We start from the raw sequence: 13,302 nt of genomic DNA, 5'->3' as shown, positions 1-13,302 counted from the left end.
AGAAAACGGAGTCGGTATGGTATCGACGCAAGAAATGTTTGTTTTTGCTGTGCGATTTTGCCTCACGGCGCACAGAAACGCACATGGAATCGCGTTCGTGTTCGCGTGTCGTGCGATTCTGTTCTGTTTTATGTTTGTTTGCTTCGTTCAAATCGACCGTCATGAACGTATTTGTGAGCTCTTGAGTGCTGATTATGTGAGCTTTGGGCGTTGTCGCCGATTGCCTTCGAATGAGCTTGCAATTCCATCCCCGAAAGTGGGACCATGGGTCATGTCGGGGACGCATGGGAATCCCCCCGATACATGCATTTCCCACACGGTTCCAAAAGAGGACGGATATGAGCGAAACGACCGGAAGCACTTTCACGATGACGGCCACCGAAGTCAAGCACCTGCTCGACGAGGCGCGCAACGGGGGATATGCCTACCCAGCCATCAACATCAGCAATCTCGACACCGCCATCGCGGCGATGGAGGGTCTGGAGCAGGCCAACAGCGCCGGATTCGTGCAGGTGAGCATCGGAGGCGCCAAGCAGGCCAGCCCCAAGGGTGATCCGGTCGAAGGCTCGATCATCATCGGCCGTATGATGCGCGACCTGCGCAAGAGCCACCACGTGCCGATCATGCTGCACACCGACCACTGCCACGCCGACTACGTGGACACCTGGCTCAAGCCGCTGCTCGTGGAGCTCAAGAAGCTCAAGGATGCCGGCGAGGAGAAGATCTTCGACTCGTTCATGTTCGACGGATCCCACGATGAGATCCACGACAACGCCGCCACCATCAAGGAACTGCTGCCGATGGTCCAGGCCGTCGACGGCGTGCTCGAGGTCGAGGCCGGCGGCAAGTGGGGCGGCATGGAGGACGGCGTGGCCGATCAGGCCGTCTACTCCACCCCCGAGGACGTGGCCGTGATTCAGAAGACCTTCACCGACGCCGGACTCGACGAGGACGACTACCTGCTCGCCGTGGCATTCGGCAACGCACACGGCACCGCCGTCATCCCGCACCTCAAGCCCGAACTCCTCTCCGAGATCGCCGAAAAGACCGGCGTGCGCAACATGTACGTGTTCCACGGCGGCTCCGGCTCGTCCGAGGATGACGTGCGAGCCGCGGTCAAGGACGGCGTGGTCAAGATGAACGTCGACACCGACACCCAGTACGAGTTCACCAATGGCATCGACGCGTTCCTTGTCGCCGCCGACGGCAAGCAGCGCTCCCATCGCGAAGGCAAGAAGTTCTTCGACCCGCGCAAGTGGAACGCGGCCGGCCGCAAGGCCATGACCGCCAAAGTCGTCGAGGTCGCGCAGCTGCTCGGCAGCGCCGGCCACGCCACGACCGTGGACTACAAGTCGGTGCTCGATCCGGTCGTGGCCTGATCGCCACGCGCGGATGACAATCGCATCGCGGTCGAACCATCGGTGAAAACCGAACGGTTCGACCGCCACCCCGACACATCCATCATGCGCCGAGGGGCAACGACGTCCCATCGGCGAGCCTATTCCAAGGCCGCATACGCGTCCGACATGCCGTTCCGACGGACGCGCGACCATCATCGTCGTACACAGCAGTACATCACACAACACAGGAAAGCCAACATCATCATGAAGCCAGGAAAAGCGTATCTTCTTCGTCACGGACAGACCTACTGGGCGGTCTCCGGACAGCACACGGGACGTACCGATGTCCCGCTGACCGACACCGGCCGTCAGCAGGCCGTCGAAGCCGGAGAACGCGTACGCGCCGCCCACCCGGAGCCCTTCGCCGCCGTCTACTGCTCGCCGCTTAGGCGCGCCAGCGAAACCGCCAAACTCGCCGGATTCGACGCCGAATACCGTGACGAACTCATGGAATGGGACTACGGTCGCGCCGAAGGCCGCACCCGCGGACAGATCAGCGAAGCGCTCGGCCGCGCATGGAACCTGTGGTTCGACGGCCCCCAGGCCGTTCCCGAATCGCTCGGCGCCCAGCGCGTCGAAACCCTCCCCGACGGCGAGCAGGTCACCGTGAACCTGACCGAAGGCGAAACGCTCGACGAGGCGTTCGCCCGCGCGAAGAAGATCGCCGCCGAAGCGAAGGCCATCACCGACGAAGGCAAGGACGTGCTGCTCGTGGCCCACTCGCACATCCTGCGACTGGTGACCATGGCGTGGGTGGACCTGCCCCCCGTGGAAGGACGCAAGTTCGAACTCGGCACCGCCCGCTACGTGGTGCTCGGCGACCACAAGGGCCAGTCCGTCATCGAAAACTGGGGTGCGTAAACGACTATGAAGTACAACGACAGCGCGGTGCGCACGCCGATGGTCATCGGCAACTGGAAGATGAACCTCGACCACCGTCAGGCAGGGCAGTGGCTGCTGGAATACTCCGGCTCCGGCCAGAACTGGGCCCGACGCATGGAAGAGTCCGGCACGGTCGTCAACCGTGTGGAGATCGGCGTGCTGCCCTCGTTCACCAGCCTGCTGGCCATCCGCGACATGGCCCGCAAGACCGATCTGAACGGCGAACTGTCCTTCGGCGCCCAGAACGTGAGCGAACTCGACGCCGGCGCCTACACCGGCGACATCAGCGCCCAGATGCTCGCCGCGCTCGACTGCCGCTACGTGCTGCTCGGCCACTCCGAACAGCGCCGCTACCACCCCGAGGACGACGAGCGCATCGACCGCAAGATGCGCGTGGTGCTCGACAGCGGTATGACCCCCATCGTGTGCATCGGCGAAACCAAGCTCGGACGAGACGACGGCATCGGCATCGACTACGCGCTCAATCAGCTCGTCTCCGCAGTGCGACTGCTCTCGCCCGCCGACATGAGCAAGGTGATCGTGGCCTACGAGCCCGTGTGGAGCATCGGCACCGGCACGCCGCCCGACCCCACCGTGATCGAATCGGCGCTCGCCGACATCCGCGACTTCATCAACGCCACGTTCGGCGCCGACGTGGCCGCCAAGGTTCGCATCCTCTACGGCGGATCCGTGAACCCGAACAACGCCGCGCAGATCATCCGCCGCTACGGCGTGGACGGATTCCTGGTGGGAGGCGCGAGCCTGGACCCCACCAAGTTCGCCAAGATCTGCCATCGCGTGGCCGAGTCGAGCGTCGTGCGTCTGCGTCGCACCGCCCATACGATCTACCGTCCGGGCAAGCGCACGGTGGAGGAGTTCACCGACTCCACGCTGCAGGAGCCATACCAGTTCGTGGCGTCCAAGGTGGCGCAGAACCACGCCGACACCATGGCATGGCGCGCGGCCCTGGCGCTGGCCGCCTACCGCACCGTGGGCTTCCAGTGGCTGGAGGAGCAGGCGGCGATCGAACTCGAGGATGCGGCCGACGCGTCGGGCAACACGTTCGTCGGGTACGACGACGCCGACGTGCTGCGCGACATGATCTGGTCGAACCGTCTGCGCGTGATCGAATCGATGATGAAACTGATCGACGAGCGACGCATCCGCGGCGTGTTCTCGATCCGGCAGTGGCTCATCGAATGCGACGACGCGCTGGATCCCGATCGTCGGCATGAACTGCTCGCCGAGGAATTCGCGAACGTGGCATGCATGCGCGCCTACAGCGAGATCGGCCATGGCGCGGACTTCGAAGGCTTCCGCAAGCCGTTCGTGGCGGGCTATCTGCTCAGCGACGTCGACACGCAGAATCGTATGTGGCGTCTGCGTGGCATCGACCGCAAGCTGCACCGTCCATGGAAGGACGGCCGACTGGGCCTGAAGTAGCCGATTCGGCGGTGCGGGCGACAATGGCGTCTCCCGCACCGCCAAAATTACCTTCCGTTTGGTAGGTCTTACGGCGTGTCTTACAGCTGGAACGTTCTAATCTGGACGTGTACGAACGTACATGCCCAGATTGCGTCGCCATGCACGGTCAACGTCAGACCACAGCGACGAACGATCAACGACAACGGCATGTACCCATCCCAACAAGGAGAGAACCATGGGCAACCTGCTGCTCGCCGTGATCTACGTGGCGTTCATCAGCCTCGGCCTGCCCGACGCCGTACTCGGCGCGGCATGGCCCGTCATGTATCCGCAATTCGACGTGCCGGTCTCATACGCCGGCATGATCTCCATGATCATCAGCGCCGGCACCATCGTCTCCGCGCTCATGAGCGACCGGCTCACCCTCAAACTCGGCGCAGGCAAAGTCACCGCACTCAGCGTCGCCACCACCGCCATCGCGCTCGCCGGATTCTCATTCGCCCCCTCATTCTGGGTACTCTGCCTCTGGGCCATCCCCTACGGACTCGGCGCCGGAGCCGTGGACGCCGCCCTCAACAACTACGTGGCCCTCCACTACACCAGCCGCCACATGAGCTGGCTGCACTGCATGTGGGGCATCGGCGCATCCGCAGGACCCTACATCATGAACTACGCCCTCACCGGCGGCTACGGATGGCACTCCGGCTACCGATGGGTTTCCATCCTTCAGGTCGTACTCACCGCGCTCATCCTCATCAGCCTGCCCCTATGGAAGACCCGCGGCGGCGAAACCGACGCATCCCCGGCCGAAACCGGCGGCAACGACGAAAACACGACGGCCGAACCCCGCAAACCCCTCGGACCGATCGCCGTGCTCGCCATCCCCGGCGCCAAATCCATCCTCATCATGTTCTTCTGCTACTGCGCCGTCGAAACCACCGCCGGACTCTGGGCCGCCAGCTACATGGTGCTCGGCCACGGCATCGACGCCGACCAGGCCGCCGCCTGGGCCAGCCTCTTCTACATGGGCATCACCGCCGGCCGCGCCGTCAGCGGATTCCTCACCATGCGCTTCCCCGACCACACCATGATCCGCATGGGCCAGGCGCTCGTCGGCTGCGGCGTGATCCTCATGATGCTGCCCTTCGGCGACCTCATGCCGCTCATCGGCCTCATCGTCGTCGGACTCGGCTGCGCGCCCATCTACCCGTGCGTCATCCACTCCACCCCCGCCTACTTCGGCGCCGACAAATCCCAAGCCGTCATCGGCGTCCAGATGGCCTGTGCCTACGCCGGCAGCCTCAGCGCCCCGCCCATCTTCGGCCTCATCGCCAACCACATCACCATCACCCTCTACCCCTTCTACCTCGGCGCCATCCTCATCCTCATGATCGTGATGCACGAGAACCTCAGGCGCGTATTCGCCGCAAGCCACGCGTGACACGCCCCGAAAACACACTCCGGTTGGCCCGCCGCCACCCCCTGCGGTGGTACATTCGTTCATATAGGTTCGAATTGCGGGCCAACCGATCAATCTCGGCGAGGAGAAAACACATGATTGAAACCGCACAGGCATTCGGCATCGACATCGGCGGATCCGGCATCAAAGGCGCCCCTGTAGACCTCAAGGAAGGCAAGTTCGCCTGCGAGCGACTCCGCATCCCCACCCCCGAGGAGTCCACCCCCACCGCCGTCGCCGGCATCGTCAAGCAGATCCTCGACCACTACGAGGTCGAAGACGGCACCCCCATCGGCATCGCCTTCCCCGCGCCCGTCAAGCCCGGCCGCCCCCTCGACTTCATGGCCAACCTCGACCAGTCCTGGGTCGGCGTCGACATCAACGAACTCATGTGCGAACAGACCGGCCGCACCGTCCACGTCGTCAACGACGCCGACGCCGCCGGCCTCGCCGAAGCCCAGTACGGCGCCGCCAAGGGCGTCGACGGCCTCGTCATCGCCACCACCCTCGGCACCGGCATCGGCACCGCCCTCATCATGAACGGCGTCCTCGTCCCCAACACCGAGCTCGGCCACCTCCTGCTCGACGACAAGGGCGACTCCGAAAAGTATGCCGCCGACTCCATCCGCACCGCCAAGGAACTCACCTGGAAGAAGTGGGGCAAGCGACTCACCAAGTACTACCGCATGCTTGAACACTACTTCAGCCCCGACATCTTCGTCGTCGGCGGCGGTGTCAGCAAGAAGCACGAAAAGTTCTTCCCCTACATCGACATCAAGACCCCCATCGTCCCCGCCCAGCTCCTCAACGACGCGGGAATCGTGGGTGCCGGTTACTACGCCTCCACCTTCTAGGGGCAAAAATCCGCGCCACGGAGTGTCCTCTGCGTTGCGGAAGACTTGACGTACCTTTGTACGTCTGCGTCTTCCGCGCCTTGAGGACACACGCGTGGCGCGGATTTTTTACTTTGCGAGCATAAGTCCTCGGCACCGCTGAACGTTCGACGTACTTTTGTACGCCTTCACGTTCCGCGGCACCGAGGACACACTCGTGGCGCGGATTTTTTACTTTTGCGGCACAATGTCCTCTGCGTTGGTGGGGTGGATCCCTCCCTCAGTCACGCGGAGCGTGACAGCTCCCTCCACTGGAGGGAGCACGCAGGTGTATGACCATGTGCTCCCTCCAGGGGAGGGAGCTGGCCGACCGCAGGTCGGACTGAGGGAGGGATCACGTCATCACCCACCCACGACTCAAACATCACACATATTTCCAATCCCACCCGGATTTGTCGCCGTCACGTGTGTGTCCCCAAGGCGCGGGATGTGAAGGCGTACAAAAGGTACGTCGAACGTTCCGCAACGCAGGGGACACTCCGTGACGGCGACAAATCACCAGACGAACCAGGATTGGACGGTGTAGAACACCACCGGATTACTGGTGATCAACGGGCTGGCCCGGCCGGTCATGAACGAACTGGCCACCGTCATGAACAACGTCCACAGCACCAGAACGATCACCGCGGCGCGGGCCATTCGGGCCGTACGCGTGATCCCCGGGGACTCGAGCATCAGACGGGTGCGCGTCCACTCCATCATGATCGGGATCATCAGGATTCCCGGCAGCGTGAACAGCCACGAGAAATCACACGCGTACCGCCAATCCAAACCACCCTTGTAACTGACGAACAGCAGCTCGAACACGCCCAGCATCAGCGACATGCACGTCAGACCCCACGCGCGGTGACGACGCAGCGCATGCCGCATGGGCGGGATCAGAAACACCAGCAGACAGACCGGAATCATCCAGAACAGTCCGCCGATGATCCGCTCATGATACTGCCACGGACTCACCGGCGTATACGGCACCGTCAGCCACGGGAACGTTCCCGTCAGTCGGGGCGGCTGGAACAGGTAGTAGCCCACGATCTGCGGCAGCACCACCAGAGGCTCCCGGTAACGGGTCAGATCCACCACCGTGAACTGGTAGTCATTGCCAAAATCCAGCAGCGAACCGAACCGCCACAGGTTGTACCACAACAGTCCGGCAAACACCATGAACGCGGGCAGCAGCGCCACCAGATCGTTCCTCCACGAGGCGAACACATGGGGCGGTACGCGGCGGCCGCGCGCCTGCGTCTTCCACGAACCCAAACGCCAGCGGCGCGGCAGCAGCATGCCGATCGGACGGAGCACCAGCCCCGAACGAATCTCGTCGGCGAAGATCGGCAGGAAGAACAGCGCGCAGAAGATGAACGTCATACGGCACCCCAACGTGAGTGCCATGCACAGCGAACCCGCGGCGATACGGGCGCGCGACAGACGGCCGGCGTCAGAATCATCGGCGAATGCCCCGCGATCGTCCGGCACGCCTCCCTCATACGCGTCGGCGCCGCCGCTGCGCGCACCAAGCCAGAACCACAGTCCCATCATCGTGAACATGAGCGCGGACGCCGTGGGAATCTCATAGAACGACGGGCGCATCCACAGCACCCACGCGTTCGAACCACAGGCGAACGTGATCATCGCCAGCACCGTGGATCCCACGCTTGCCGTGGGGAAGAACCGGGTGAACAGACGCACCACCAGCAGCAGTCCGAACACCAGAAAACCGATCAGGAACGTGACCGTCGCCACCGAGGCGGGCAGCCACGCGCCGCCGCTGATCCACAACGACGTGATCGCCTGGAACGGCACGAATAGCAGCAGTGCCGGAACCACGCCGAAATACGAATACCAGTGGCCGTTGAAGTACGCGTGATCCCAATACACCTCGTTGGTGCCGGTGGCGAGCAGCCGTTCATGGAACGCCACATCATAGGGATCGCTCGCATTCATGATCTCCTGCGGCACCGGAAGATCAAGCCACGGACGGCCGTGCAGCAGCGCGTCGCCGAGACGGGCGTACTGGTCCATGTCGTAGGTGTAGGCGAACGGACGATGGAACACCTGTGGACCCTGGTTGATGCCTGACCAGATCGTGAACCCGAACGCGACCAGAAACGGTACCACGGCCGCGGCAAGCGCGAGACGCTGACGCCGGTCGGCGGTATCCAACGGCATGGCGTACAGGCGCGAACGGGGCCGCAATGCGATCAGTATGGCGGCCACGGCTGCCATGACCAATATGCGTACGGGGCTGATGCGGAACGAGGGATGCACGTTGACGACGATCCTATGGAACGCGAACTGCGTGCCGCTGGATTCCTGAACCCACAGGCGCAGACGGACGACGTCACCGTCATACGCGCGGTTGCGTATCACATGCGTGGCCTTGACCCCATGGCTGACGCCGACCACACGACCGGTATGCCAACGCACACTGTCGTCGGTCGTGACTGCGGCATCGGTCGTATCCGCGGCGTCGGCGGTGCCGGCATCCAGACGAACCCTCGGATTCCAGGAGAATTTGGCGCTTTCGCCGTGTTCGGAGGCCTTCCGGGGAGAACCGCCGCCGAAATCGTACCGTACGTAGCGCACCTGTTCGTCTGCGACGGATACGTCGATGTATGCCGCGGTCGGATCGGTGACGCGCAGCACGCCGTCGCCGCTTTCGACCAGTCCGGCGCCGAGCATGACGTGCGTGTCGTTCACGGCGGTGGGCTTCGGAGCCCCGATCGATGTCCAGAACGGAAGATTGCCCAACGTGATCTCGATCAGTATGATGATCGCCGCGGCCAGCAGGCCGATACGATGGCGCGCCAGACGACGCATGACACTGGCATGCGACCCGGCGGGGGAGGAGGTACGGCAATTCACACGCCCATTGTAGGAGACTGTTCTCTGATGGCATGAAACGCGGTCTATGTCGGTGAGGATTGTGACAATGAACGGTATGTCTACTTCATCCTCCAACCGGCGTAACAATGGTCGCAAACGTTCCCGATACGGGCGGATGCTGCACCGGGCGTTGGGGGAATTGGAAACGCTGACATCACGATTCGCCACCGGCGGGACCGACGACGGCGCGGCCTCCGAATCGTTCGAACCCGGCGCCGACACGAACCAGAACGCCACGGCCGCGAACGGCGGGAATGCCACGCGAAACATCGACGGCAACATGCTTCGTGAACTCGCCGCACATGCCAGGCGCATCGGACCGCTGGTCAATCGACGACTGCTGCCCGCCATGCCGGGAGTGCCCGACGGCCTGTCCGTAGGATGGGCGCAGTTCCCGCAGACGCACGGCCGTGGATTCTCTCTGGCCGTGTTCACCGACCGCAATCACTGCACGCCCATCGCCTTCGTCGACAACAAGGGCCGCATTTTCGCGGGCCCCGACATCAACCCCGACACGCAGCGGGACAATCCCGTGTTCCTGTTCGCCAAGGAGAACGAGATCCACGTGCCGGCCAGCCGTCTCGACGGCACCGACCGGCCGGGCGCGAACACCGCGACGGACGACGATGTTATGAACGTGCTGCAGGGCGGCATCGTCGGCCGTGGCGACGACGGCGACATGATGTGGCTGGCATCCTGGCTCAAGACCGACAACCGGTATACGCTCGAACAGCTGCGCGCCGACCTGCCCGTGGAACTGCGCGCCGATCTCGAATACCGTGACGCCATGGCCATCGCGTTCTTCGCCGTCTACTTCCTGCCGCGGGTCGACGGATTCATGATCGGATTCGGATCGGGCAACATCTTCCGCAGACTGCGCCGCGAGGCACCCATCGGCGCGATCCGCCGCAGCGTCAAAGACACGCTGCAGGCCCGCGCCCACGGCATGCGCGTCTCCGGACTCGAAGTCCTCTTCGCCGACCTGATGAACGAGGCCGGCGCCCTCGACCAGATTGAAGGCCTCGAGGCCGTGCATGGCGCTGAACCGTTGCACCTGTACACCTCGCCCTACTCGGGCGGCTACTTCTTCGGCTGGGATTCCGGGCTCGAATTCCCCGCGGCGCTCGCCTCGCTGCGCATCGAAGGCAACCTCAACCGGTTCGCCGCCGTAAGCATGTGGCTCGAACGCAACGCCCGGCTCGGCGCATACCCCACCGAAGACACCGTCACCCGCGCCCAGGCGTCCCAGCTCGACTGGGCGCTGCTGACCAACCCCGCTATCACCGCGCTCGACATCGAGGACGACCCGGGCGAACGATTCGACCCCGTACACGACGACGGCACCGCCGCGCTCTCCGCCATGGTCGAGGCCGCGCGCGAAGCCGCCGTCGAGACGGCCACCGAATTCCCCGACCCCGTGGAATCACCGTCCACGCATGACACGGTCCGTGACGCGAACGGCTCGGAATGGGTGTACCGGCAGACCTTCTCCTCTCTGGTGCGTCGCCTGCGCCTGCCCTACCGGTTCGACGTCGAATTCCGCGCCAGCCTGCAGGACGGCAACGTGGCCATCGGCTTCACCACCGCAGGCACCTCGATGATGCCGACCAACCGCTACGACGAGCGGCGACGCACATGGGTGGACCTGAGCCAGTCCGAACGGGCCTCACTCTCCGCCGACTACAACCTGCGCGTCGGACTCATGCTCGCCGCGCTCGCCTTCGGCGTGGATGACCACGTGGAACGCGTGTCGCTGCACGTGGACTCCATAGGCCTCGAGGAGGCCGTGGCCGAACAGAATTCGGCGATCTCCTCGATGATGAGCGAAGCCCTGCACATGTTCGAGGACATGCGTTCCGGCGGTACGATCGGCGGCGTGACCAAGGCCGACCCGAAAGACGGCGACGTGCACGGCAGCGCCGCACGCCAGCTGGCCCCGCCCGAAGTCGACACGCCCCAGCCGCCCGTCGACGACTCCGACGGCACATCCACCGGAGAAACCGGCGATCTCGGCACGGCCGCATCCTCCACGTCCGATAACGAATCTGTGGACCGCGAATTCGAAAACCTTATGAAAGGCGTGGACATCGACGCCATGGCGTTCTCCATGCCCGACGGCACCGGCGACGGCACCGGCATCGGTGCGCTTGGCGACGCCAAGGACACGGACGATCCATTCGACGTGAGCGACGGCACCGGCCAGAGCGGAGACGCCGACACCGACAGCGATCCGATCGCCGCATTGCGCAAGAACCCCACCGTGCGCAACCTCGTGACCGTCACCTTCACCCGCGAGCGCTTCCTCACCATGATCGACGAGGATGGCCTCGCCCGCCCGCAGCACCTCTACCGTGCGTTCGACGCCACCATGGACGTGGACGGCAACGACGGGCTCAAGCCGATCGACGCCGAATTCGATCTGCGCGACGCCATGTATTCGCCCACCGGCGCGCAGGAGGCGCCCGAACTGAGCGAGCAGCGGTTCCCCGCGCCCGTGGCCAGGGTACTTGGCGCGCAGGATACGCTCGACCTGTCCATTCAGCGCGTGGACGTGCTGCAGCGTGCGATCAACCACTTCCACCGGTTGGTGCTCGACGACTCGCTGTCCTCCGTGGAACGCGCGCACCGCGCCATGGACGTCATCCATCGCATCGGCGACCCCGAGCTCAACGATGTCGCCGGCGATGTGACCAGTGCGATCATCGACGGGCTTGACACTCCAGAACCCGACTTCGGGCTCGCCGACCGGCTTGACGCCGAGCGCGTCAAAGCCCGCGACCTGCTGTTCGGCGGTGAGGCGCAGAAGGCCGTGGAGGTGGCCGAATCCGCCGTGGAGCATCTCGACAAGCTGTTCGCCTCCACCGGCGGCGTGCCCCGCTACTTCAACTCGTATGCGGAACGCGTGGTCTACAACCGTCTGTTCGCCACGCCGGATGAGAAGACCGTGCTGATTCCGGACAACCTGTTCTACGCGCACATGGAACTCGCCGACGTGCTCGCCCAGATCCTAGGACCGGCCAAGGCGCTGCCGCATCTCAACGCCATGGTGGTCTACGCGCCCGCCTACCCGCTGTCGCATCTGCGGCTCGCCATCCAACTGGCCAACACGCAGGACTGGGATTCGGCGCGCGCCGCATGCCTGAACGCGCTGCGCGTGTCGCTCGACCGCGACGACGCCGCATTCGCCTACTACCGTCTGGCCTACGCGGAGTGGATGCGCGACGACTTCGACATCGCCGCGGCCGCATATCTGATGAGCGACCATATCTCGCCGGACGCCATGGGGTCGATCGATTCGGAACTCAATGAACTGTTCGCTCGCGCGCGCTCGCAGTGCATCGCCGTGCCGCATACCGTGGATGAGGCGAAGGCCGTGCTGCGCGAGCATGAGATGCCCGTATGGCCGGAGAGCGAGGTGGCGTCAATCGTGCGTGATGCGGCCCGCGTGAGCGTGGACAACGCGTTGTTCGTGCCGGCCCGCACGCTGTCGATGGCGGCGGCCCGCATGACCGCCGACGGCGACGGCATGGACGCCATCCAGTTGCAGTTCCTGCGCTCGCTGAGCGCGTAGGCGGTCGTAGGTAGAGTGTTCGTAGATTTGTTCGGCTACATAGAGGACTCTGCATGACGAATTCGGCAATGGGCTCCGCCCACGACGCGCAACTGGCTTGGGATTTCGACGGGGACGGCGACGTGGTGGAGGACACTCCCGTGGCCGCCGCAGAACCCGGATCGTTCGCTTGGATCGCCGCGCTCACGCAGAGCGATGCCGACGCGCTGCGATTGGAGCGTCTTGACGTGTCGTCCATGAGCTCCGAGGCGGCGGCCAGATTGTGGACCAAGGTGGCGGCATGGGTGGAGACCGACCAGATCGCCTACTACGTCAACGACGCGCCGGTGGCGTCCGACGCCGCGTACGATGCTCGCATGCGCTGCCTTCAGCGGTTGGAGGCCGAGTTCCCGGCGTTGGATTCCCCGCAGTCGCCCACGCATCGCGTCGGCGGCACATTCTCGAACGACTTCGCGTCTGTGAGGCACCCCTCCCGCATGATGAGCCTTGACGACGTGTTCAGCATCGAGGAGCTGCGCGACTGGTACGATTCCGTGATCCGTGACCTTGACTGGCCCGACGGCAAGCCGCTGCCGATGAGCTGCGAGGTGAAGATCGACGGACTGGCGTTGAATCTGATCTATCGCAATGGCGTGCTTGAGCAGGGATTGACGCGTGGTGACGGTGTGACCGGCGAGGACATCACCATGAATGCGCGCNCGNNCGATCTCCAACATTCCGCAGAATCTCGGCGGCCCGTCCGGCGACATCCCCGACATGGTGGAGGTGCGTGGCGAGGTGTTCATGCGC

Annotated in this window: 7 protein-coding genes and 1 pseudogene; 7 read left to right on the top strand and 1 reads right to left on the bottom strand. The window is 64.2% G+C overall.

The genetic code is table 11. From position 1 onward, the window contains the following. Nucleotides 1–338: 338 nt before the first annotated feature. The 5 genes from Tam10B_RS00875 to ppgK all read left to right on the top strand — a co-directional run bounded on the left by Tam10B_RS00875 (nt 339) and on the right by ppgK (nt 6,020). Nucleotides 339–1,379: a class II fructose-bisphosphate aldolase gene (locus Tam10B_RS00875; RefSeq protein ID WP_158214082.1), complete on the top strand. Its 1,041-nt coding sequence runs from the start codon at nt 339–341 to the stop codon at nt 1,377–1,379. A 225-nt stretch (nt 1,380–1,604) separates the two neighbouring features. Further along, nucleotides 1,605–2,261 carry a histidine phosphatase family protein gene (locus Tam10B_RS00870; RefSeq protein WP_093959426.1) on the top strand — a complete coding sequence of 219 codons (657 nt, stop codon included), beginning with the start codon at nt 1,605–1,607 and terminating at the stop codon, nt 2,259–2,261. 6 nt (nt 2,262–2,267) lie between these two features. Further along, nucleotides 2,268–3,725 carry a triose-phosphate isomerase gene (tpiA, locus tag Tam10B_RS00865; protein WP_093959401.1) on the top strand — a complete coding sequence of 486 codons (1,458 nt, stop codon included), beginning with the start codon at nt 2,268–2,270 and terminating at the stop codon, nt 3,723–3,725. A 217-nt stretch (nt 3,726–3,942) separates the two neighbouring features. After that, nucleotides 3,943–5,148 carry an MFS transporter gene (locus Tam10B_RS00860; RefSeq protein ID WP_093959400.1) on the top strand — a complete coding sequence of 402 codons (1,206 nt, stop codon included), beginning with the start codon at nt 3,943–3,945 and terminating at the stop codon, nt 5,146–5,148. Nucleotides 5,149–5,261: 113 nt separating this feature from the next. Then, nucleotides 5,262–6,020, top strand: coding sequence for a polyphosphate--glucose phosphotransferase (ppgK, locus tag Tam10B_RS00855; protein WP_093959399.1), 759 nt, complete (start codon nt 5,262–5,264; stop codon nt 6,018–6,020). Between the two features lie 534 nt (nt 6,021–6,554). On the opposite strand, the gene Tam10B_RS00850 is transcribed toward ppgK, so the two are convergent. Next, entirely contained in the window at nt 6,555–8,921 is a 2,367-nt protein-coding gene (locus Tam10B_RS00850) for a hypothetical protein (protein ID WP_143248488.1), read from the bottom strand. 301 nt (nt 8,922–9,222) lie between these two features. On the opposite strand from Tam10B_RS00850, the gene Tam10B_RS00845 reads away from it, so the two are divergent. After that, the gene (locus Tam10B_RS00845) at nt 9,223–12,513 is read left to right on the top strand and encodes a tetratricopeptide repeat protein (protein WP_408606616.1); all 3,291 of its coding nucleotides are present in this window, start codon (nt 9,223–9,225) and stop codon (nt 12,511–12,513) included. 68 nt (nt 12,514–12,581) lie between these two features. After that, nucleotides 12,582–13,302 (top strand): annotated as a pseudogene (locus Tam10B_RS00840) (NAD-dependent DNA ligase LigA); the annotation flags it as partial.

The organism is Bifidobacterium vansinderenii, from assembly GCF_002234915.1.
Lineage (GTDB): Bacteria > Actinomycetota > Actinomycetes > Actinomycetales > Bifidobacteriaceae > Galliscardovia > Galliscardovia vansinderenii.
This window is presented reverse-complemented; position numbering and strand designations above follow the sequence as displayed.